This is a genomic window from Campylobacter showae CSUNSWCD, from assembly GCF_000313615.1.
In the GTDB taxonomy this organism is placed as follows: Bacteria; Campylobacterota; Campylobacteria; order Campylobacterales; family Campylobacteraceae; genus Campylobacter_A; species Campylobacter_A showae_A.
The window spans coordinates 358,402-381,273 of sequence record NZ_AMZQ01000001.1; the positions used below are offsets into that span (position 1 = coordinate 358,402).

Genomic DNA, 22,872 nt, shown 5'->3' on the forward strand with positions numbered 1-22,872 from the left:
TGATATCCGTTATTTTAACCATTTTTAGCTGAATTTTAGCCCTTAACGAGCGCGATCTGCCCGTTTCGTATCTCGTAAATTTTATCCGCCGCGTCAAAATACGCATCGTCGTGACTGATCGCAAAAACAGTGTAGCCTTGCGCCTTTAGCTCAGGCAAAAACTCCGTGTAAAAATGCCGCCTAAACTCGGGGTCTTGATCGGCCGCCCACTCGTCAAGGATCAAAAATTTGCGTTTTTCAAGCAGCGCCGCGACCATAGCGAGACGTTTTTTCTGGCCTTGGGAGAGATTTAGCGTGCTGAAATTTCCCTCTTTGACGCTTACTTTATTTTCTATCGACATCTTTTTTAGTAGCTCATCTATCAGCGCCCCATCGTCGCTCATAACCTCGTCAAAGAGATAAAAGTCGCTAAACACCGCGCTGATCGTGTTTGCGTAGCTTTTTAAATTTGACTCGGTGATCCTGACGTCATCTGCGAACATCTCGCCGCTTTTTGGCGCCAGAAGCCCGGCTAGGATCATAAATAGCGTGCTTTTGCCGCTACCGTTTTTGCCGATCAAAAACACCGTCTCGCCGCGTCTGATCTCTAAATTTATATCCTTTAGCGCAAATTCGCTCCCCTCGTCGTAGGCGAAATTTATATCTTTTAGGCGCAGTTTTTGCCAAATTTGCGGAGCCGTCTCGCCTAGCTCAAATTCAGGCTCAAAGGGCGCTAGGTCAAGCTTTTTTAGCCGCTCGTAGGCGATGCGCGCGCGAAATACGCTAGGCACGGAGTAAAGCAGCATCATAAGAGGCGCTCGTAAAAAAAGTATCGCCAAGGCCACCGTGATCGCGTCTTGCAGGCTCGCAGCGTCGTAGGCTAGGCAAAAATATATCTCGATGCCCACGGCGCCCAGCATCACGGTGTTTAGCCAGTTGCTCATAAAGGATTGATGGATCTCGGCTTTTACGATATTTTCGCGCAGGCTTTTTGCGTTTGGGATAAAGCGGTCCCAAAAAAGCCGCTTCGCGCGGGCTAAATTTAAGCTAAGCTCCCTATGTCCCTCGATGCAGGTCTGATAGTCGCGGTATAGCGCGTCCTCGCCGTTACGGCATTGTTCGTAGTATTTGTGGATATTTTTGATGAAGTATCGGCAAATCCATGTCGCCGCGCTCATCCAAAGCACCAAAAACACGAAAATCTCGGCCGAGATATAAAGCACGTAAGCGCCCGTCGCGCCGATGATAAGCACGCCTTGGATGATGCTTGGCACCTGCATAAAGCCGTCGGTTAGGCTGCGCACGTCGCTTGAGAGCGAGGCGATCAAATTTGACTTGCCCGCGGCTACGATTTTTTGATTTGCGGTATCTAGGATCCTTTTTATCGTTTTGGCTCGCAGCTCGTAGACAAAGTCGTTGCCAATCACGCTAAGAGCGATGCGCGAGAGCACCGAAAAGCCCAGAAATAAAATCAAGAGCGCGAAAAATGCGAGCAAAATTTGAGCGTCTTGTTCTTTTAAATTTAAGAGGTATTTGTTGATAAAGGCTAGGATGAGGATACCCGAACCGCTAAAAACGGCGCTAGATACGATCATGGTGATGATTTGCCAAAGCGTTTTTTTTGAGATTTTTTTAAACATTTTCATTCTTTTTGAGAGCTTATTTCATTTTAGCCGCCATTTTATAAGAATATTTTTAAAATTTCGCTAAAATCGGGCTTTATTTAAAGGAGAAAATTGCAAACGGTTTTGCGGGTCGTATCGACCAAAACTGAAGCCAAAAAATCGACGTTTTTATGCTTTTTGTGCCCGATTTGCGAGTTTAAAGCCCTTCACGAGCGGCTAAAGGCGGAGCATCCAAAGGCCGCGCACGTCGTGTGGGCGCTGCGCGAGCGAAACGGCTACGGCCAGATAGTGGAAAATCAAAGCGACGACGGAGAGCCGAAGGGTACTAGCGGGCAACCCTCGCTAAATGCGCTTAGAGGCGCCCAGCTCGTAAACGCGAGCGCGCTAATAGTTCGGTATTTCGGCGGGATAAAGCTAGGCACGGGCGGACTCGTGCGAGCTTATGGCGCAGCGGTAAATGCGGCGATAGAGGAGGCTGAGGGCTGCGGGGCGCTAGTTAAATTTGAGATAAAATCGCTTTGCGTGTTTTTTACGCTATACGCGCTTGGTTCGCGATTTGAGCACTATTTTGAAAAGAGAAATTTGAGCTTTGAGCGAGAATTTAACGAGGAGGGCGCGATCTGGCGAGTGGAGTTTAACAGCGCCGAATTTGAGGAATTTCAGGCATTTGCGAGCGGGTTTGAGCAGGAGGGGTTTAAATTTTACGCCTTGCCGTTAGCTGCGAAAGGGTAGGTTAGGAGGCGAAATTCACGTTGGGTTTATACTGGACGGTTATAATTTCGCTGATTTTGGCTAAGGCTCGTCTCGCGAGCGCTTTTGAGAGAGATTTTTGCTTCGCTTTGCTCGCAACTGCAAGCAGAAGAAAATTTTAAGTCTGTGGCAGACTACTTGTTTAAAATTTCTACACAACTCTCAAAATCATCTCACGATACTTCGCCTTATCGTTTTATGTTCAAATTTGAAGTCAAATATTTTACTCGCCGAGACTCGCACCGCGAAAATGCTAAACTAAAAAAACGTGCAGCGCGGCAGCGCGGTCGCACCCCTTGAACGTGCAGTGGGGTTGGTGGGGGTTTGGGGGCGGAAGGGGCGACGCTTCGTAAGTAGAAACCCCTTCCGCCTCCCAAGAAAAAAGAAAAACTAAAAATTTTCAGAGAATATTAAATTTGATAAAACCAAATTTAGCGTTTTCGCGGTGCGGCTTTCGGTGTGTAAAATTTAAAACCGTCAAATTTGAAGTCAAATTTGCCTGAATCAAATTTAGTCTAAAATTTAAGCCATAAGGAGCGAAAATGCTTGGCAAAACGTTAAAAACAGCAGGAATAGTCGGCGCTTTAGCGCTATTTTTAGGTATATTTTTAAATTTACAAGGAGAACAGATGAATCATGAGAATGAGACGAAGGAGCCTGTGGCCGCGAATAAAACGATCGTGCTGGCGGGTGGGTGCTTTTGGGGTACGGAGGCCTATCTAAAGCAGCTTCCTGGCGTGGTGAGTACCTACACCGCCTACGCAAACTCAAAGGTGCCAAACCCTAGCTACGAACAGGTCTGCACGGGCGATACGAACGCCGCCGAAGCCGTCTGGGTCGAATACGACGAGTACGTGATCGACCTGCCGCATTTGCTCAAATTTTACTTTAACACCATAGATCCGACCAGCCTAAACAAGCAAGGCGGCGACCGCGGCACGCAGTACCGTACGGGCATTTACTACACCGATGCGGCGGATGAGCCGGCGATCAGAGCCTTTATCTCCCAGCAACAAAAAAACTACAAAGCGCCCATCGTAACCGAGGTCGCGCCGCTAGAAAATATCTACAAAGCCGAAGAGTATCATCAGGACTATCTGGACAAAAACCCGCACGGCTACTGCCACGTGACCTTTGAGAGTCTGCCTAAAAAGGGCGAAATTTTAAGCGACAAAAAGCGCGATATGAAGCAAAATCTGCAAAACTACAAAAACAAAGACGACGCGGCGCTAAAAAATGAGCTCAGCGCCATCTCATACGAGGTCGTAAAGCACGCAGCGACCGAGCGTCCGCACAGCAGCGAGCTAAACGCCGAGGAGCGCATCGGCATCTACGTCGATATCACCAACGGTCAGCCGCTTTTTAGCTCGTATGATAAATTTGACGCTGGCTGCGGGTGGCCGAGCTTTACGAAGCCGATAGATGCTAGCCTGATCGCCGAAAAGTCCGATCTATCGCACGGCATGGTACGCACCGAGGTCAAAACCGCGATGTCGGACTCGCACCTGGGGCATGTATTTGACGACGGTCCGCGCGACAAAGGAGGGCTAAGATACTGCATAAACGGCGCTGCGCTGAGATTTGTGCCAAAGGAGGAAATGGAGAAGGAGGGGTATGGGTATTTGATACCGTATCTCGACGCGCAGTATTCTAAAAAATAACGGCTCGTCTTTTGAGCGCTTTTTGTGGATTTTGTTAAAATTTGACTCGATAGGCTACATGCCTTATCTTCGTCAAATTTTAACTTCAAAACCCCAAAAATCATCTCAAAATACTTCACCTTATCGTTTTACGCTCAAATTTGAAGTCAAATTTGCAAATTTAACTTCAAATTTTACTCACCGAGACCCATATCTTGAAAATGTAAATTTAAAACACGCGACGCGATAGCGTCAAATTTAACCTGCACGCAGTGCAGCAACTTCTCATGTCGTAGGGGGAGGGGGCTCTTTTGCTTCGGCGTTGCCTTGCCTTGTGCTTGCACTCTCTTTGAGAGCTGCTAGCAGAGCGTAATTCAAGCCCTCACCCCTTTTGTATAAAGTAAATTCGCAACGCTAAATTTAACCAAACCAAATTTAGCATTTTCAAGATGCAGGTCTGCGCGAGTAAAATTTAACTCCAAGCGGCAAAACCGAGTTAAATTTACCGCATAAATTCGGCGGGCGTCAAATTTGCCCGCCAAATCAAAAGCCAAAATCAAAATTTAAGCCGTCGCTCCCTCGTTCATCGCGGCGTATTCTTCAAAAGTTCCCTTAAAATCGACGACCTCGCCGTTTCCTTTGAGGTGGATGATGCGGTTAGCAAAGGCGTCGATGAGCTCTCTGTCGTGGCTCACGCAGATGACGTTGCCGACGAATTTATACAGCGCCTCGCCAAGAGCGATGATGGCCTCGAGGTCGAGGTGGTTGTTTGGCTCGTCTAGCACGAGCAGGTTGCCGCGCTCTAGCATCAGGCGGCTTAGCATCAGGCGGTGTTTCTCGCCTCCGCTTAGGCTGCCGACCGATTTTTCCTGCTCGGCGCCGCTAAACAGCATCCTGCCTAGGCACTTGCGGATCTCGTCTAGGTCCTTGTTGTTTTCGTCTTGCAGCCACTCGTAGAGCTTTAGCTCGCCGGTGATTTTATTCGTCGTATCCTGCGCAAAATAGCTAGGCTCTATCGTCGCGCCCACGTGCACGTCGCCGCTATCTGTAGCCACCTCGCCGATGATGATTTTAGCCAGCGTGCTTTTGCCTACGCCGTTTGCGCCGATGATAGCGACTTTGTCGTTTTTTTCGAGCTTGAAGCTAAAATTTTCAAACAAAACCTTGTCGTATTTTTTGCTAATGCCGCGCACCTCTAGGATCTCGTTGCCGATGTCGCGCTTGGTGCGGAAAAGTATGCTGGGATCGCGTCTGCTTGATACCTTGATCTCCTCGATGTCGAGTTTGTTTAGCTGCTTTTGGCGGCTCGTGGCTTGGCGGGCCTTGCTCGCGTTTGCCGAGAATCGCGCGATAAATTTCTCCAGCTCCTCTTTTTCTTTTAGCTTTTTGTCGCGTTCCATCTCGTGCTGTTTGGCAACCAGCGTCGAGGCGATGTACCAGTCGTCGTAGTTGCCCGAAAACTGCCTGATTTTCTTAAAATCCACATCTAGGATGTGCGTGCAAACCGCGTTTAAGAAGTGGCGGTCGTGGCTGATTAGCACCATCGTGCCTTCGTGGCGGTTTAGCTCGTTTTCTAGCCACTTTATACTATCGATATCAAGGTTGTTGGTGGGCTCGTCGAGGAAAAGAATGTCCGGCTTTGGAAATAGCACTTGAGCGAGCAGGACTTTAAATTTATCCGAGTTTTCGACCTCGCTCATCGGCTTTTCAAAGTCGCTAAAGCCAAGCGAGCTTAGGATTTTTTCTATACGCACTTCGTACTCGTAGCTAGGATCCTCCTCGGCGCTTATCATCTCAAGCTGTGCCAGGCGGTCGTTTATAGCGTCAGTAAACTCTTCGCTCATGTAGAGCTGTTCTTTTTCTTTTACTGCGTCGTAGAGGCGTTTGTTGCCGTATAGCACGGCGTCCTTGACGCTAAAGTTTTCAAACGCGAACTGATCTTGACCCAGCACGCCTACTTTTAGTCCGTTTTCGATGACGATCTCGCCGCTGTTTGCCTCGATCTCGCCTGAGAGGATTTTTAAAAACGTCGATTTTCCAGCGCCGTTTGCGCCGATGAGTCCGTAGCGGTTGCCGCGAGCGAGTTTTAGATTTACATCCTCAAATAGCAACTGCGCGTTAAATCTCATTAATAAATTTTTGACTTCAAGCATATTTACCCTTAAATTTTACTTTTAAAATTCTAGATTGTGCCAAAAAATCGTTTAAAATTAGTATAAACTTCGGCAAAACGGAGTAATGCGCCGCTTGTGTCGACGATAAGGCGAAGTTCGGGTTTGGTAAATTTAGCTTTTTGCCGACAAAACCGCGCTTCTTTTAACTCAAAGTCTAAAATTTCGCTAAAATCCTACATAAAATCCACGCAATCAAAGGCTGAAACAAAAATGCGCATCGCAAAAACCCGCGCCAAAAATATCCTCTCGCGCTCCAAAATCGGAAGCGGAGGCTACGCGATCAATCCGTACGTAGGCTGCCCTCACGGCTGCATCTACTGCTACGCCGAGTTTATGCGCGGCGTCACCGGGCACGAGGAGGCGTGGGGCGAGTTTTTGGACGTGAAGGAATTTGATACGGCGAGCTTAGTTAAATTTGCCGCCTCGCACGGCGGCGAGCGCGTATTTATGAGCTCGGTCACCGACTGCTATAATCCGTACGAGGCGCAGTTTGGAGCTACGCGAAAAGTCCTTGAAACGCTGGCGGGCTCGGATGCGAATCTGCAAATTTTAACTAAATCAAGCCTCGTGACGCGCGACATAGACCTGCTGCAAACCACGCCAAACGTCCGCGTAGGCGTGAGTTTGAGTGTGGTAGACGAAAACCTGCGCCGCATGCTCGAGCCTCGCGCAAGTCCCGTCGCTACAAGGATCGCAGCGATAAAAAAGCTACGCGCCGCGGGAGTAAAAACTTATATCTTCGTCGCGCCGATTTTCCCGCAGATCACGCCGGTTTTTGACATCATATCCCGCTACGGCGACGCAGCGGATGAAATTTGGTTCGATAGGCTAAATCTCTATCCAAATTTTAGGGATAAAATTTTAGCTTTCATCGGGCGAAATTTCCCCGCGCTTTTGCCGCTTTATAAGCAAATTTATCTATTTGGAGATGATGGCTATTTTGAGCGGCTAGCGGGCGAGATCAGGCTTGCGGCGCAGGAGAAATTTGGAAGCGAGAGCGGCGAGAGGGTTAGGATATTTTTTGAGCGGAGAAAATCCGGCGCAGGTAAATTTGAAAGGTAAAAATGAACGTAATTTTACGGCTTTGCATCGCGCTTTGCGTGTTATATGTCGCGGTTTTAGCGCTGCTTTATTTTTTTCAAGAGCGGCTGATATTTTTCCCGAGCAAGCTTGAGCCAAACCATGAGTTTAGCTTTGACCAGCCATTTGAGGAGATAAGACTAGACGCAAACGGCACGTGGATAAGCGGGCTAAAATTTTTAGCGCAGAGTAGAGACGGCGGGCAAATTTATAGCGACGCGAACGGTAAACGTAAGGCAAAAAACGGTGCGGTGATATTTTTCCATGGCAATGCGGGCAATCTGCAAGGCTGGGGCAAGTACGCGCAGCATTTTACGGATTTGGGCTATGATTTTTACCTGTTTGACTACCGAGGCTACGGCAAGAGCGGCGGCAAGATAAGCTCGCAGGAGCAGCTTTATGCGGATGCGGACTTGATGATGGAGCCGGTTTTGCGGGAGTATTATGCGGGCGAGATTGCTGTGATCGGCTACTCGGTGGGTAGCGGGCTAGCGGCTCGCACGGCGCAAAAATACGGCGCCAAGCGGCTAGTTTTGATCGCGCCTTATTTTAGCCTAGAGGATTTGGCGCGCGAGAAAATGCCCTTTGTACCGAAGTTTTTAATCAAATATAAAATCCCTACGTTTGAGTTCGTCGGCGATTTTGGCGGGCCGGTGACGATATTTCACGGCGAGCATGACGAGCTAATCGGCGTGGATAACTCGCGCAGGCTGCTTAAATTTCTAAAGCTCGGAGATAAAATTTACGAACTAAACGCCGGGCACAACGATATCCTAGCCCTAGGCGAGCTTTGGGGAAAATTAGGAGAGAAGCTGTGTGAGTAGGGCGGGCTGCTGCGGTAAATTTGACTCTGACGGCTTGTTTAAATTTAACAAAAAGAGGCTAAAGTTGCCGTTTTCTCCACTGTTTGCTTACTTATAATCACAAATTTGATTACCTTGCGAGCGTGAAATTTTGACGCAGAGTAATAAATCCGAATTATGCGGCTTAAAATACAAATTTAATGCAAATCTTGATAATTAATATTCATCAAAGCAAAAAAGAATGCTACGCGCCTTATTTTTTAGAAAGGTGGAATCACGAGTTTACAAACCAAAGAGCGCTTCGGTTTAGCCGCACTAATCGGCCTAATCGCAGGCGAGTTTTTGGCTTTTGTTAAATGGGGCGGGGAATTTCCGTTGCCGTCGCGCAATCCTAAAGATATGTTTGACGCCGCTTGCGGTCCGGAAAGTCTTATTAGGGCGGCGGATCAAACCAAATTGCTCGTGTAATTTTCTAAACCCGCCGTGTGTATTTTTACGCGATTATTTGGGTATTACCGACCCGTATGCCGCGATTTACGAGTTTGCAGGGCATGCTTTTAACTACGTGAATTTTACGCATATTTTGTTTTAGATCGTTTTTTGCAGTAGCTTACTGCGTTGTTTCGGAGAGATTTCCGAAAATCACGCTTTGGCAAGGCGTTGCCGCCAGTATTTTAGCCAATATCGCCGTTTACGTTATTACTTTGCCTATTCTTGGACTTACGCCGCCTCTTTGGACGCTGCTTTGGTACGAGCACGTTTCCGAGTTTGTCGGACACGCGCCATGGTTTTGGTCTATCGAGCTTATGAGGCGAGATTTGTGAAACAGGATCACAAAAGAAAAAAGATCCAAGCGACTATCGTAACGCATAGTCTGCAAATTTTAAATCCTCCAACGCTTCTAAACTCACAGCCAAAAGGCTTATAAACTTCAAATTTATCTAGCTCTTTACATATAAATTCAAGCTACCTTCAAATTTAAACGTTTAGCGCTCCTCGCTAAGCTCTAAATTTTCCAAACGCAGCGGCTTTTCGCCCTCAAAGATCACCCCAATACCAAATGGCTCGCAAATATCTAGCGCACCCTCGGCAAATCTCATCAACCACTGCTTATCACGCGCATAAAAGGTGCATTGCGGCGAGCTAAATGGCAGCTCGCAAACTGGTACGTCAAGCAATTTAAGCTCATCATCACTCAAACAATGTTCTCGCCTAAGCTCATCTTTTAAAAAGACAAGCGCCTCTTTTATGTATTGGTCGATATCCTTGGCAATTCGCTCTACTAATAAAATAGCCTCATCGTCCACGCCAGTCTCGTCTTTACAGACGAGGCAAAATGGCACTTCTGTAAAGCTCTCGCTTTTTAGCTCCAGCTGCGCATACCAAATAAAACCATCATCTACCGCGACTTTTTCAAGTTCGCCAAATTTTAAAGTCATTTTTTATTCTCATTTTGTATTTTGTGATCTTGCTAGCCTCTTATGCAAAAGGCGAAATTTTAAGTAGATTTATCGTAGGCAAAAGGGCTCAAGCATCCAACACATGCGAGTTAGAGCCAAATACCGCCTTTAAATTTGCTGTCTTAGGCGCAAAACCTAAAACAGCAACTAAATTTAGCCCGCCACTTAAAAGCAAAATTTCTCATCAGTGCCATTTTGCTTGCGCATAGCTTTAAAGTTAGCAAGATTGTCTTTGTCTAAAAAGTAATCTTTCTCTTTTTTATTGCGACTTTCTAGCTTTTCTATACCTTTTGCAAGGGCTGCTTTTCTATCTTCGTGAGGTGAGTTAAATTCTGGAGAAAACATCGCTTCATAGGCATTTTTCTTAGTCCATTCAAGCGCTTTATCAGAGATCTCTTGTTGTTTTTTGATATCGCAAAATGCATAAGGATTGACCACGTCGCCAACAAGCTTCATAAATGCTCCTATCGCAGCCACCATGTCAGTAAATTTCTCGCCCTCCATGTCTATGACGCCTCTTAGCAATATCGCACGGTTTTTTGCCACGTAAAACCAAAATACCGCATCATCGCGAAGTCCGAGGTCATAAGCGCGAGCCGAGAGAACAAAAAGAGTTATCGGAGAGACCATTTGCGGAGCGTCCTGCACGATCTTTTTTGCCTTTTTGAAGTCCTCTACTTTGCCACTTTTTAGCAAGTCGTCGATCTTATCGTCAACCTTCACAAACTCAGCCTTGCCAGCATTTGCTGAGTAGTATGGTGTCACGTAGATATCGACACTTCTTACCTTGCCGTCGTTTGCTGCTGCGCTTCCTATACCAAGGCAAAGTGCCGCTAAAAATCCCAAAATTTTCATATAAGCTCCTTAATGTGTAAAATTTGGTGTTATTTTAGCTAAAAGCAGTTGAAAAGTTGGGGTAAATTTAAGAGAAAGTCCGCAAATTTAAAGCGGACTTTGAATTAATTTTTAAAACTATGTATAGGCGCTGGAATTTGGCCGCCACGAGCGATGAAGTCTGCGCTTGAAGCCTTGTTTATCTTCATCACAGGCGCTCTTCCTAAAAGGCCGCCAAACTCGATCATATCGCCCTCTTTACCTAAAGGTATGATACGAACGGCAGTTGTTTTTTGATTTATAACGCCGATAGCCGCCTCATCAGCGATCATCGCAGCTATACTCTGGCTTGGCGTATCCGCAGGTATGGCGATCATATCAAGCCCCACCGAGCATATCGCTGTCATCGCTTCAAGTTTTTCTAAATTTAGTGATCCTGCGCGCACCGCAGCTATCATGCCCTCATCTTCTGAAACCGGGATAAATGCACCACTTAGGCCGCCAACTTGGTTGCACGCCATGACGCCGCCTTTTTTGACCGCATCATTAAGCAGAGCAAGCGCAGCAGTCGTGCCGTGCGTACCAACAGCCTCTAGCCCCATCTCCTCAAGCACACGAGCCACCGAGTCGCCCACGGCTGGCGTTGGAGCAAGAGAGAGATCGACGATACCAAATTTAACCCCAAGTCGCTCACTAGCCATTTGACCGACTAGCTGACCGATACGAGTGATCTTAAATGCCGTCTTTTTCACAGTCTCAGCCACCACGTCAAAGCTCTCGCCACGCACCTTTTCAAGCGCTCTTTTTACGACGCCTGGGCCTGAAACGCCGACGTTTATCACCACATCAGCCTCGCCCACGCCATGAAATGCTCCTGCCATGAAAGGGTTGTCCTCGACTGCGTTTGCGAAAACCACGAGCTTCGCACAGCCCATCTCTGATGCTGCTGCCGTCTCTTTTATGATGCGCCCCATGTCACGCACTGCGCTCATATTTATGCCTGTTTTTGTTGAGCCGACATTGACGCTTGAGCAAACTTTTGCAGTTTGAGCGAGTGCTTGCGGGATAGAATTTATCAAAATTTCATCGCCTTTTTGATAGCCCTTTTGAACTAAAGCCGAAAAACCACCTATAAAATCAATACCAACTTCAATAGCCGCCCTATCAAGCGTTTTTGCGATCATCACGTAGTCTTTTGCGTCCGTTGCAGCGCCGATTATCGAGATAGGTGTCACGCTCACTCTTTTATTGACGATTGGTATGCCTAGTTCAGCGGAAATTTCGTTACCTACACGAACTAGGTCTTTGGCTTTAGTGGTGATTTTCGCGTAAATTTTGTCGCAGGCTTTGTTGATGTCAGAGTCGATACAGTCAAGCAAACTAATGCCCATCGTGATCGTTCTGATGTCAAAATTTTGCTCCTCGATCATCGAGATCGTTTCAGTTACGTTTTTGATATCCATCTTTTGTCCTTAAATTTTGTGCATAGCATCAAAAATGGCTGAGCTTTGGATGTTTATCTTTACTTTTAGGCTCTCTCCAAGCTTGTTTAGCTCTTCTCTAAGCACCGTAAAGTCCTTATTTTCATCGCTAGAAACCACCGCCATCATCGTGAAAAAGTCGCTCAAAATAGTCTGTGAGATGTCATCTATGTTTAGCCCTAGCTCGCTAAGTTTTGCTGAGACGCCAGCAACGATACCAACTCTATCTTTTCCCACTACAGTTACGATCGCTTTCATCTTTTCTCCTGTTAAATTTTCTTTTAAAAGCTAAATTTGCACGTTTTTTAAATTTCAAACGTGCAAATTTATAGGTCAAATCCCCTATTTTAGAGATTACTTCGAGCAAGCACTCTTGCCGTCATTTACTGGCTGGATCGCTGAGTTATCAGCCCCACCGCCGTTATTTATATTTTCTATTATCTCCCAAAGCCTTGCAGCTGCGCTCTCATAGCGTTTTGCAGTGACTGAGTTTGGCTCGTAAAAGCTCACTGGCTTGCCGCTATCACCACCCACACGAACCGCTGGCTCGATAGGAATTTCGGCTAAAATTTGAGTGTTATAAGCCTTTGCTACCTCTTCAGTCGTGCCTTTGCCAAAGATATCATACTCTTTGCCGTTATCTGGGCAGATAAAGCCACTCATGTTCTCTATGACACCAGCGATTGGGATGTGAAGCTTCTCAAACATATCTAGCGCACGTTTGCTATCATCAAGGGCTACAACTTGAGGTGTTGTGACGCAGACACCTGCCGTTACTGGCACACTTTGAGCTAGAGTTAGCTGCGCATCGCCCGTTCCCGGAGGCATGTCGAGGAACAAGACATCAAGCTCGCTCCAAAGCACATCTCTTAGCAGCTGCTCGATCGCTTTCATGATCATCGAGCCACGCCAGATAAGGCTCATGCCCTCTTCCATCAAGACGCCCATACTCATCATCTCCACGCCGTGGCTAAGTATCGGCTTTAGCTTGTTGCCAACGACTTGTGGCTGGGTATTTACCTCACCTAGCATTCTTGGGATATTTGGTCCGTAGATATCAGCGTCTAAAATTCCCACTTTTTTGCCAAGTTTTGCCATTGAGATGGCTAAATTTAGAGTTGTGGTTGATTTGCCAACGCCGCCTTTACCAGAGCTTACCATTACGAAATTTTTAACTTGAGGTGCTATATTTTTGCCACTTTGGCTGTTACTTTTCTCCTCAGGCATCTTTGGCTGGATCAAATTTAGCACGTACTCGTTTGAGCCCATGACACGTTTGATGTCCGCTTTTAGCTCATTTGCCACATCAGGGCTTGAGCTAACGATCTCGACCTCGATTAAAATTTTATCGCCAATCTCAACATTTTTTACAAACCCAAAACTAACTATATCCTTTTCAAAGCCCGGATATATGACACCTTTTAGTCTATTTAAGACCTCTTCTTTATTTAACATTTTTCTCCTTTTTCTAGATCTTTTGAAATTTTATATGCACAAAATTTTGGTCCGCACATCGAACAAAAATGAGCGCTCTTAAACGCATCTTCTGGCAAGCTCTCATCGTGAAGTTCTCTTGCTTTTTTTGGATCAAAGCTAAGCTCAAACTGCTTGTTCCAGTCAAATGCGTATCTCGCATCGCTCATCGCATGGTCTTTTTCGATAGCTCCAGCTTTGCCAAGCGCGACGTCTGCGGCATGAGCTGCTATCTTGTGAGCTACGATGCCCTCTCTTACGTCATTTTCATTTGGTAGTCCTAGGTGCTCTTTTTGCGTCACATAACAAAGCATGCTAGCACCGTGATATGCTGCCATCGTACCACCTATCGCTGAAGTGATATGATCATACCCCGCGCCGATATCACTAACAAGCGGCCCAAGCACATAAAATGGGGCGTCATGGCAGAGCTCTTGTTCGATTTTCATATTATACTCAATTTGATTTAATGGCACATGGCCAGGGCCCTCTATCATCACCTGCACATCTTTCTGCCACGCACGAAGTGTTAGCTCTCCAAGCACCTTTAGCTCGCTAAGTTGTGCCTCGTCTGTTGCGTCGTAAAGACATCCTGGGCGAAGTCCGTCGCCAAGCGAGAGCGAGACGTCGTGAGCGGCGCAAATTTCTAAAATTTGATCAAAAATTTCATAAAATGGATTTTGCCTATTTAGCTTTGACATGTAGCTTGCACTTAGGCTGCCGCCCCTGCTTACTATGCCCATTTTACGCTTTTTAACAAGCGGCAAAAACTCACGTAAAAAGCCAGCGTGTATCGTAAAGTAACTCACCCCTTGCTTTGCTTGCTTCTCTAGCACGCTCAAAATTAGCTCATTTGTGATATTTGTAACCTCTTTTGCCTCTTTTAAAATTTCATACATCGGCACCGTGCCAACTGGCACGCTTGAATGCTCTATGATTGCACTTCTAATAGCATCCAAATCGCCGCCCGTGCTTAGATCCATGACCGTGTCAGCGCCGTATTTTAGGCAAATTTGCAGCTTTTCAAGCTCGGCGTCTATATCGCTGCTTAGGCTTGAGTTGCCGATATTTGCGTTGATTTTGGTTTTGGCCTCCCTGCCGATCGCCATCGGGAGCAAATTTTCGTGATGGATATTGGCTGGGATTATCATCTTGCCTGCGGCGACCTCGCTCCTAACGAGCTCGGGATCTAACATTTCAACCTGCGCTACGTAGTTCATCTCGGGCGTTATGACGCCTTTTTTAGCGTAGTACATCTGCGTCGGAGTTTTGTCGGCGGAGTCAAATTTGACCCGAAATTCTTTCATGTTTTTCTCCTTAAAAATTTTGGTTCTAATCTTACTCAAAAAAGATAAAAACAAGCTTTTGGGATGTATAATATCGTAACACTTCGCCAAAGGAGAAATTTTGCTAGACGTTACGCTGGTAATGCTCGGAGCCGGAAGCTCCAGCCGTTTTGAAATGCCCGTTAAAAAGCAGTGGCTGCGCGTCGGAGGCGATCCGCTATGGCTCTTTGCGGCTAAAAATTTAAGCTCGCACTATGCTTTTAAAGAGATAATCATCGCCTCAAACGAGGAAAAATATATGAGCAAATTTGCCCCAACGTATCGCTTCATAAAAGGCGGCGCGACGCGTCAAGAGAGCCTAAAAAACGCGCTTAAACTCGTTCAAAGCGAATACGTTTTGGTTAGCGACATCGCTCGTCCGATGATTAGCGCCGAGCTTTTCTCGCGCATCATAGGCGGCATCCAAAACGCCGACTGCGTCATACCTGCGCTAAAAGTGCCAGATACCGTTTATCTGGGCTCCCAGGCCGTCGATAGAGAGCAAATCAAACTCATCCAGACTCCGCAGCTCTCGCGCACGGCAATGCTAAAAAGTGCGCTTGAATCGGGTCAAATTTACACCGACGATAGCTCGGCGATAGCGGCTGCGGGCGGTAAAATTTGGTACGTGCAGGGCGATGAAAACGCTAGAAAAATCACATTTAAAGACGATCTTTCTAAAATTTGCGGGCTTGGCGCGCCGTTAAGCGAAATTTACGTGGGCAACGGCTTTGACGTGCATGCCTTTGAAGAAGAGAAAAAAGAGGGAAGTTTCGTAACAATCGGTGGCGAGAAAATCCCTTTTGAACGGAATTTAAAGGCCCACTCCGACGGCGACGTAGCTATCCACGCGCTCATCGACGCGATACTGGGAGCAGCCGGGCTGGGTGATATAGGCGAGCATTTCCCAGATACCGACGATAAATTTAAGGGCGCTGACTCTGCTATGTTACTAAAAGAAGCATATAGGCTCGTTCAAAGCGTTGGATTTGAGCTTATTAATGCCGATATTACCGTTATTGCCGAGCGACCAAAGCTTAGTAAATTTAAATCCGCGATGGAAATAAACATCGCAAATGCACTAAATTTAACCCCGAGCCGCATAAACGTAAAGGCCACTACGACCGAGAGGCTGGGCTTTACGGGGCGAGGCGAGGGTATAGCCGCTACGGCGTCGGCGAGTCTAAAAATTTACGACTGGACGCAAAAATAAAACGACGAAAGTAAAAAAATGAGAGTTTTGATAATAGAAAACGAAATCTACCTAGCCCAAAGCATCGCCTCGAAGCTAGAAAATCTAGGCTATGAGTGCGAGATCGCAAGGAGCGCGGCGGAGGTGATGAAAAGCGAGCCTGAGCAGAGGGCAAAGGAGGGCGGCAAGGACGTGCACTTTGACGTGGTCCTGCTCTCTAGCGCATTTGCGGGCGACGAGACGCTAAAAATCATACAAAAATTTAAAGACTCCGTCGTCATCCTGCTCATCACCTATATCAGCAACGACACCGTCTCGATCCCGATACAAGCGGGTGCAAGCGACTACATACAAAAGCCGTTTATGATCGAGGAGTTGGTGCGAAAGATCAAGCATTTCGAGGAATTTAGGCGGCTGCAAACATTTATAAAGACCTATCAGGACTACTTAAACTATCATTTTAAGGCGGTTTCGGCGCTAAATTTCGACTTTAAGCGCATAAAGCTGCCGCTTCTCATCAAATGCAATAAAATGATAAACGCCGATAACTTCGTTTTTGAGTACGCAAAGGCGCTAAATTTGAGCTTTAAGTACGTGCCGCTTGAGCCTGGTATCGACGTAGAGGCAATAGCCGCGGCAAATCCGCGCACGCTTTTGTATTTTTCAAATTTTCAAATTTTACGCCAAGAGACCAAAAATCAAATCGTCTCTCTCGCGGCCAAACGCAAGCTCATCGCAAGCTCGACCAATCTGAACGAAGAGACGCCGATGGAGACGCTAAACATCACAAGCGATGAGAAAAATTTCCAAATCGACGAAATTTTGACGATCGACGACTACATCAAGCACATCATCGTAAACTATCAGGACAAATACCCCGACACCGAGCTTAGCAAAAAGCTAGGGATCTCGCGCAAATCGCTTTGGGAAAAGAGGAAAAAATATGACGTCGTCAAGAAAAAATAACGCCGTTTGGATAAACGACGAGGCCTTCGGCGCGCTTGATCTCATAGAAAATCAAATTTTTAGCAAATTTAACCGTCTGATGAACGAAAAAGAGGCGAACGAGATCTATGAGACGGGCTTTTTGGCCGGCGAGCCGATGCCATATACTTTTGTCTTTGCGCCACACGGCAAGCGCAATCAAGAAACGATAAAAAACGCCTCAAAGGGCGATCATATCGAGCTTATCAACGGCGGCAAGGTCGTAGGGTATATTGAGGTCGGCGAGGTTTTTAAATTTAACGCCGAGAAAAGCTCGCAAGATATCTTTCGCGCTAACGAAGCCGCGCCCGCACAGCAAAGCCAAAGCGGCGAACTAGCCGTAAGTGGCGAGATAAAAATCTACGACGATAAGCTAGCCGAGGTAAGAAAACTCATCGAAGAGGTCAAAAGGGAGCAAAACGTCCGAAAAATCTCGGCGATCATGCTAACTGCGGAACCCTTTAACCGCGCGCACGAGCGCCTGATCAGGATGACGATAGATAGCTCCGATCTGGTGTTGCTATTTTTACTAAAAAGCCACGGCGCGGACGAGATGATGAGCTTTTCGCTCAAAAAAAGCGTACTGGAATACTTCATCCAAAACTACGTCCCCAAAAACCGCCTGATCATCGTGCCTTTTGAGAACTCAAATCTCTTTAGCTCGCACCTAAACCCGACGCTAGAGTGCATCGCGGCGCATAGGTTGGGCGCGCATAAGCTAATAGTAGGGCAAAATCACGCCGGTATCGGGATGTTTTACGATCACAACGTCGCTCACACGGTGCTGGAGCGCTATAAAAACGATCTAAATTTAGATATCGTCGTGCTGCCCGAGCTCGTCTACTGCGACGAGTGCAAGACGCTAGTTAGCACCAAGACCTGCCCGCACGGCCAGCATCATCACATCAAATATCACGCCCAGACGCTAAAAACCTTGCTGCTAGCGGGCATCTTGCCTCCTGCGATCCTCATGCGGCGCGATATCTCGGCGATGATACTGAGCGAGCTTTTCCCGAACCGATTTGAAAATATCCAAAAGCTTTGCGACGATCTTTTTCCTAGCAATGGACTGCTCGAAAAGCAGACGGAGAGGGAGTTTTACGAAAATTTGATGAAGCTTTATCAGACGACGTCGCTGACTTAAATTTGCTAAAATCGCACTAAAAATTGGCGAACAAAAACGCCATAATATTTAAATTTGATTTCAAGGAAAAATATGCAAAGGTTATTTTTAACTTTTTTCGGCGCCGGCCTAAGCCCCAAAGCTCCCGGCACGGTGGGATCGCTGGCTGGCGCGGTCGCGGCGTACGGATTTTTGATGTTTTTGCCCGCTTCCACGCTATTTTTGGTTTCGATTTGTCTTTTTTTGTATAGCATCAATATCATCGACGACTATGAGGCTAAAACCGGCGTGCACGATCACGGCAGTATCGTGATAGACGAGGTTGCTGGCGTTTGGTTGGCGATTTCTATCAGCGGCGCTACGGCGATGCAGTTTGCGCTCTCGGTTCTGTTTTTTAGGGCATTTGATATCATAAAGCCCTCCGTGATCGGCCGCATCGACAAAAACGTAAAAGGCGGGCTAGGCGTGATGGGCGATGATATGGTTGCGGGACTTTTTGCAGGTCTTCTTAGCGCTATTTGTTATGAGGCTGTTGCAAAAATCGGACTTGACTACGAGTGGATTAAATTTGAGTTGCCGTTTGTAAAGTAGTTTTATCTGGCGATTTTTGGATGATTGTTTTAAGGTAAAATCTAAATTGCTTGACATTAATTCTTGTAGTTTTTGTGAGCTTTATTGGCGACAGATTTTTGATTATCTAAATTTCAAATTCATGTGTAGTGATAGATGATAAATGAAAAAAGAGGTTGTTAAGTTTTTATTTTTTTGCTTTCGCCGTACCTTTTTGTTCGTAAACATCTATCTCTCTTGCGTATTCAGGATTTTTCTTTTTTAGGTCGTTAGTCATAAAAGCTATTAGTTTGGCGTCGGCATTTTTATGTGAAGCTATAGCTAGAATAAAATTTAAATACTCTTTTGCATCCTCGGGCGCTACGCCGTCTTTCTTGGGCGGTAACCTAAAATTTGAAGAAAATGTCCTCAAAATAGAAAATAACTTATTTTTGCTAGTGCCTGGATCGTTTGCTACGGCGAGCAAATCATCTAGTGTAATACCTCGATTGGCAGCTTCTTTTGCCGCATTATTGGCCGCGATTTTGTCGCTACCTAGCTTAACCGCCATAAAAACAAGGGAAGCGACGAGCATCAAAAGAATTGTCGCCAGAATTATTACTATAGTAGTTTGATTCATTATAGTTTTATTGTTTTATCTGGTTTTCTAAAATATGCCAAAACGGCGATCAAAACCATCAAAAGCGCGCCTATCCATACGAAAGTAGGCACCGGTATCGGCTCACCCGCAGCGTACGAGTGCATGCCGCTTAGGTAGAAGTTTACGCCAAAATAGGTCATTATGATTGACCAATAAGCAAACATCGAAGTCACGGCAAATGCGTACTGGCTGTTTAGTTTAGGGATAAATCTGATGTGCAAAACCGCTGCGTAAACGAGAATAGAAACCAGCGCCCACGTCTCTTTGCTATCCCAGCCCCAGTAGCGACCCCAACTCTCGTTCGCCCAAACGCCGCCTAGGAAGTTGCCCATCGTAAGCAGGCTAAGACCTAGTATCATCGCCATCTCGTTTATGCGCGTGGCTTCTAGGATATTTCGCGAAATTTCCTTATGCTCTTTGCCGCCTTGTATGACAAAAAGCACGAGCGTAAACATACCCAGCAGCGAGCAAAGTCCTAAAAATCCGTAGCTAGCCGTGATAACCGATACGTGGATCGTTAGCCAGTAGCTCTGAAGTACGGGCACTAGAGTGGTGATCTGTGGATCCATCCAGCTGAGGTGCGCGACAAATAGCGTAACTCCTGCTAAAATTGAGGTTAGCGCCATTGCTATCGGGCTTTGACGAGAGAATACGAGACCTGATAAGCTAAGCGCCCAAGCAATGTAGACCATTGACTCGTAGGCATTGCTCCATGGGGCGTGCTCGGCGATATACCAGCGTATGCCGATGCCGAAAGTATGCAGTAAAAACGCTAAAATATTTACGCCGTAAACGATGCTGAATAGCCATTTGATATTTAATTTAGGCCTTGCCATTTTAGCAAACACGAAACATAAAAGCCCAAGTCCAGTCAAGAGATATATCGGCGTTAGCGACTCGAAAATTTTATATTCGTTAAAAAACAGCTCCATCTCGATGCGTTTTTCGCCAGGCATGACTGCTTTGCCGTGTTCTTGTTGATAGGTTTTTATCTCGGCTAGAGCCTGATTTGCTCGGCGCCAGTTGTTGTTTTCGGTAGCTTCGGCAACGCTAGTAAAATAGCCTCTTAGCATCCTGCCGATCGGCTCACTTTCGTTTTTAGGAAGATACATCATAGCTGAAGCCGGCGCGTACCACGTATTATTCGGGTCGTCTATTCTTGGAAACATCGTAAAGACTTCGCCGACAAATACCATATAAAGTATATTTAGACGCTCGTCTACTTTTTGTAAGTCTTTATCGAACGTACCGCGTTCGCCAGGTGTTTTGCGGTTTGCTGCTTCAGCAAATTTGGCTAGTTTGTAGATGCTTTTGCCGTCTTTTTCATTTGTAAAAAAGTCGTTAAAGCTTGCGTATTTGGCCTTTTCGTCTATACCGATTAGTTTTTTTAGTTCTTTATTTCCGACGTAGATTATCGGCACGTTGCGCCAATACGGAGCATTTACCATAATCGAAAGTATGGCTTGGTTTGCGTTTAGGCCGTCTAATGTATCGCCGCGATGGATTTTGTTTAAAATTTCTCTAGCAACGGTATCAAAAGGCTTCATCCTGCCATCGGCGCTTTGGATGATTAGCGTAGAGAGTTCTTTTGCATGGTTTGCGTCGATATTTCTAGCGTTATCGGCCGCGTATGTTTTGCTTGGGGCAAATGCCGCAAAACATGCTATTAGGGCAAAGCTCGCGACTTTTTTAACGGCGTCTTCGTTTATCATTTTAGCTAGTTTTCTAAAGCGTGAGCGAGGATTTACGACATTGAAAAATAGCCCCAGTCCTAGCAAAAAGTAGCCGATGTAGGTCGGAATTTTACCCGGATCGCGGTTTACCGATAGTACGGTGCCTAGCTCGTCCTGGTCGTAACTGCTTTGAAAAAATCTATATCCGTCGTGATCTAGTACGTGGTTCATGTAAATTTTATACGGGTAGTTTCCGGTCCTAGAGTCCTCGACGATGACGTCGCTAGAGTAGCTCATCGGCGAATTTGATCCCGGATAGCGCTTAAGCTCGAAGTCCTCAAGTTTTAATGAAAATGGAAGCTCGACCATCTTTGAACCCCAGTAAACGTTGAAAAGTACGCCGTCAATCTTAGCTTTAGCCGGTATGTAGCTGTTTTCGTAGAGCATGAGCTGCTGCGTCTGGCCGTCAAACGTCAAATTTGCCACCAATGCGTCGTATTCGCCGTTTTTGCTCACGACTCGCTTGGCAGCTTTGGTTAGCAATGATTTAGGTACGAAATTTACGTCTGTGACCGTATAGAGCTGCATCGGTAAAAACTCGGTCGCTTTGTCTTTTTCGTACTCGCCTTTTTCGTTTGTTGCCATCGTAAAGTAGCCGATGTTTTGGTTAGAAGTTAGATAAAATTTGCCCTCTTTTAGCTCGATTTTGACGAAATTTTCAAGTAGCGGCTGCGCGTCGAATGCAAAGCTAACGCCACCCACCTCGCGAGTTTCGCCAGCTTGCAGGCTTATTTCTTCTTTTGAGTCTGGGCTTGAGACCGCAAGCCTAACCAGCGGCTCGCCTTTTTCCGCTTCGTAGTACTCTGTTTCGGCCTTTTTATAGTATCCTTCAAAGGTTAAATTTGCTTTTTTGCCCGCGATTTCAAGAGGTAAGTTAAAATCGTTTGAACCGACGGAAGTGATTTGTTTTGGGATCGAGTTTGAGTAAATTTGACCATCTTTTTCTGCGGCGATTTCTATCCTGGATACGGATCCAAATACCGCATTTGAGGTTTCGTTTTCTCTGATGTGGATATTGCCCTCAAAGCCAAGATATCGCGTCATCGCTGCGCCAAGAAGCATAAACAAAAAGCTAACGTGAAATATCAAAACGGGTAGTTTTTCTTTTCTTAAAAGGTTGTATCTAAAAATATTGTAAGCTAAATTTATGCCTAAAAGCACCTGTACCAAAGCAAACCAACTCGCTCCATAAACCGCCGCCCACGCGCTTTTTGTGTCGTAGTAGCTTTCTATTAACGTCGCTGCGCCGCTACCGATAGCAAATATAACAAGTAGCACGACGGCCGACGTCATACTGAAAAATAGGGATTTTAACTCGCTCAAAACATATCCTTGAACATAAATTTAGTAAATCAAAATGCACATTATAGTAATTTTTTTTAAATAAACTTACTTTTTAGTTATTATTTTATGATAATTTTTCGTCTTTAAGTTTAAATAAATTTAATATAAACTCAAATTCGCTAAAACCGTCCGCACCCAAAAAGTGTCCGCCTTTTTCAAATATATCGGGCGCGACGCCTAAATTTTGCGCTACCTTTAGGCTAAGTTCGCAAGGCACGATATAGTCGTCTTTTGCGGCTATTACTTTTATTAAATTCGCCGCTGATTTTATCTTTTCGTAGGCGATTTGCGGCTTGCAAAACTCATCCAAAATCGCAAATTCCTTAATCGGCTCGTCAAATGGCGAGACGAGAACTAGACCGCCGAATTTGGGCAAATTTGCAAAACCGCTAAGAAAATTTAGGCTAGTTATCGTGCCCAGGCTGTGAGCGATGATAAATGAATTTTCGTCTAAATTTACGTTTTGCTTCATCATCTCTAGCCACTCGGTTAGCTTTGGCGTTTGCGGGGTTGGCATCTTTAAAATTTCCACCTCGGCAATGCCGCGCATCTTTTCTTTAAACCAAGAAAACCAGTGGCTTTGCGGCGAAGCGTCGTAGCCGTGAATGATATAAATTTGCTTTTTCATTAAATTTGCCTTTTTGAAAAAATACGCGAATTAT

The 22,872-nt window shown here is 46.0% G+C and carries 20 protein-coding genes; 9 read left to right on the forward strand and 11 right to left on the reverse strand.

Annotated elements, in window-relative coordinates; all coding sequences use genetic code 11:
- Nucleotides 1-35: 35 nt before the first annotated feature.
- The gene (locus tag CSUNSWCD_RS01840; RefSeq protein ID WP_009492945.1) at nucleotides 36-1,619 is read right to left on the reverse strand and encodes a cyclic peptide export ABC transporter; all 1,584 of its coding nucleotides are present in this window, start codon (nucleotides 1,617-1,619) and stop codon (nucleotides 36-38) included.
- Between the two features lie 96 nt (nucleotides 1,620-1,715).
- On the opposite strand from CSUNSWCD_RS01840, the gene CSUNSWCD_RS01845 reads away from it, so the two are divergent.
- Complete coding sequence (locus tag CSUNSWCD_RS01845; protein WP_009492946.1) at nucleotides 1,716-2,336, forward strand: IMPACT family protein; 621 nt, start codon at nucleotides 1,716-1,718, stop codon at nucleotides 2,334-2,336.
- A 560-nt stretch (nucleotides 2,337-2,896) separates the two neighbouring features.
- Complete coding sequence (gene msrA, locus CSUNSWCD_RS01850; RefSeq protein ID WP_009492949.1) at nucleotides 2,897-4,015, forward strand: peptide-methionine (S)-S-oxide reductase MsrA; 1,119 nt, start codon at nucleotides 2,897-2,899, stop codon at nucleotides 4,013-4,015.
- A 542-nt stretch (nucleotides 4,016-4,557) separates the two neighbouring features.
- Here msrA and CSUNSWCD_RS01860 read toward each other — a convergent pair.
- Complete coding sequence (locus tag CSUNSWCD_RS01860) at nucleotides 4,558-6,147, reverse strand: ABC-F family ATP-binding cassette domain-containing protein (RefSeq protein WP_009492952.1); 1,590 nt, start codon at nucleotides 6,145-6,147, stop codon at nucleotides 4,558-4,560.
- A 123-nt stretch (nucleotides 6,148-6,270) separates the two neighbouring features.
- On the opposite strand from CSUNSWCD_RS01860, the gene CSUNSWCD_RS01865 reads away from it, so the two are divergent.
- From CSUNSWCD_RS01865 to CSUNSWCD_RS11645, 3 genes are all read left to right on the forward strand, one after another.
- On the forward strand, nucleotides 6,271-7,230 hold the full coding sequence (locus tag CSUNSWCD_RS01865; protein ID WP_009492953.1) for a DUF5131 family protein: 960 nt from the start codon (nucleotides 6,271-6,273) through the stop codon (nucleotides 7,228-7,230).
- Between the two features lie 2 nt (nucleotides 7,231-7,232).
- Complete coding sequence (locus tag CSUNSWCD_RS01870) at nucleotides 7,233-8,072, forward strand: alpha/beta hydrolase (RefSeq protein ID WP_009492954.1); 840 nt, start codon at nucleotides 7,233-7,235, stop codon at nucleotides 8,070-8,072.
- Between the two features lie 620 nt (nucleotides 8,073-8,692).
- Nucleotides 8,693-8,875, forward strand: a complete 183-nt coding sequence (locus CSUNSWCD_RS11645; RefSeq protein ID WP_241091389.1) for a DUF1440 domain-containing protein — start codon at nucleotides 8,693-8,695, stop codon at nucleotides 8,873-8,875.
- 162 nt (nucleotides 8,876-9,037) lie between these two features.
- On the opposite strand, the gene CSUNSWCD_RS01880 is transcribed toward CSUNSWCD_RS11645, so the two are convergent.
- The 6 genes from CSUNSWCD_RS01880 to thiC all read right to left on the reverse strand — a co-directional run bounded on the left by CSUNSWCD_RS01880 (nucleotide 9,038) and on the right by thiC (nucleotide 14,606).
- The gene (locus CSUNSWCD_RS01880; RefSeq protein WP_009492958.1) at nucleotides 9,038-9,490 is read right to left on the reverse strand and encodes a hypothetical protein; all 453 of its coding nucleotides are present in this window, start codon (nucleotides 9,488-9,490) and stop codon (nucleotides 9,038-9,040) included.
- 186 nt (nucleotides 9,491-9,676) lie between these two features.
- Nucleotides 9,677-10,366 (reverse strand): hypothetical protein, encoded by a 690-nt coding sequence (locus CSUNSWCD_RS01885; RefSeq protein ID WP_009492960.1) that lies wholly within the window; start codon nucleotides 10,364-10,366, stop codon nucleotides 9,677-9,679.
- 104 nt (nucleotides 10,367-10,470) lie between these two features.
- A complete protein-coding gene (locus tag CSUNSWCD_RS01890) occupies nucleotides 10,471-11,808 on the reverse strand; it encodes a PFL family protein (protein WP_009492961.1) in 1,338 nt (445 codons plus the stop codon).
- A 9-nt stretch (nucleotides 11,809-11,817) separates the two neighbouring features.
- Nucleotides 11,818-12,084 carry an ACT domain-containing protein gene (locus CSUNSWCD_RS01895; protein ID WP_009492962.1) on the reverse strand — a complete coding sequence of 89 codons (267 nt, stop codon included), beginning with the start codon at nucleotides 12,082-12,084 and terminating at the stop codon, nucleotides 11,818-11,820.
- Nucleotides 12,085-12,180: 96 nt separating this feature from the next.
- Entirely contained in the window at nucleotides 12,181-13,281 is a 1,101-nt protein-coding gene (locus tag CSUNSWCD_RS01900; protein WP_009492963.1) for an Mrp/NBP35 family ATP-binding protein, read from the reverse strand.
- A complete protein-coding gene (thiC, locus tag CSUNSWCD_RS01905) occupies nucleotides 13,275-14,606 on the reverse strand; it encodes a phosphomethylpyrimidine synthase ThiC (RefSeq protein ID WP_009492964.1) in 1,332 nt (443 codons plus the stop codon). Before thiC ends, CSUNSWCD_RS01900 begins: the two co-directional genes overlap by 7 nt.
- A 100-nt stretch (nucleotides 14,607-14,706) precedes the next feature.
- Between thiC and CSUNSWCD_RS01910 the strand changes: the two genes are divergently transcribed.
- From CSUNSWCD_RS01910 to CSUNSWCD_RS01925, 4 genes are all read left to right on the forward strand, one after another.
- On the forward strand, nucleotides 14,707-15,837 hold the full coding sequence (locus tag CSUNSWCD_RS01910) for a bifunctional 2-C-methyl-D-erythritol 4-phosphate cytidylyltransferase/2-C-methyl-D-erythritol 2,4-cyclodiphosphate synthase (protein WP_009493155.1): 1,131 nt from the start codon (nucleotides 14,707-14,709) through the stop codon (nucleotides 15,835-15,837).
- Nucleotides 15,838-15,855: 18 nt separating this feature from the next.
- Nucleotides 15,856-16,782 carry a response regulator gene (locus CSUNSWCD_RS01915; RefSeq protein WP_009493157.1) on the forward strand — a complete coding sequence of 309 codons (927 nt, stop codon included), beginning with the start codon at nucleotides 15,856-15,858 and terminating at the stop codon, nucleotides 16,780-16,782.
- Entirely contained in the window at nucleotides 16,760-17,944 is a 1,185-nt protein-coding gene (locus CSUNSWCD_RS01920) for a sulfate adenylyltransferase (RefSeq protein ID WP_009493159.1), read from the forward strand. The genes CSUNSWCD_RS01915 and CSUNSWCD_RS01920 overlap by 23 nt, the downstream gene beginning before the upstream one ends.
- Before the next feature lie 72 nt (nucleotides 17,945-18,016).
- Nucleotides 18,017-18,514 carry a phosphatidylglycerophosphatase A family protein gene (locus tag CSUNSWCD_RS01925; protein WP_009493161.1) on the forward strand — a complete coding sequence of 166 codons (498 nt, stop codon included), beginning with the start codon at nucleotides 18,017-18,019 and terminating at the stop codon, nucleotides 18,512-18,514.
- 166 nt (nucleotides 18,515-18,680) lie between these two features.
- On the opposite strand, the gene CSUNSWCD_RS01930 is transcribed toward CSUNSWCD_RS01925, so the two are convergent.
- From CSUNSWCD_RS01930 to CSUNSWCD_RS01940, 3 genes are all read right to left on the reverse strand, one after another.
- Nucleotides 18,681-19,067: a hypothetical protein gene (locus tag CSUNSWCD_RS01930; RefSeq protein WP_034964076.1), complete on the reverse strand. Its 387-nt coding sequence runs from the start codon at nucleotides 19,065-19,067 to the stop codon at nucleotides 18,681-18,683.
- Between the two features lie 44 nt (nucleotides 19,068-19,111).
- Nucleotides 19,112-22,189: a cytochrome c biogenesis protein CcsA gene (locus CSUNSWCD_RS01935; protein ID WP_009493166.1), complete on the reverse strand. Its 3,078-nt coding sequence runs from the start codon at nucleotides 22,187-22,189 to the stop codon at nucleotides 19,112-19,114.
- Nucleotides 22,190-22,274: 85 nt separating this feature from the next.
- Nucleotides 22,275-22,838, reverse strand: a complete 564-nt coding sequence (locus CSUNSWCD_RS01940) for an RBBP9/YdeN family alpha/beta hydrolase (protein ID WP_009493168.1) — start codon at nucleotides 22,836-22,838, stop codon at nucleotides 22,275-22,277.
- Nucleotides 22,839-22,872 lie beyond the last annotated feature (34 nt).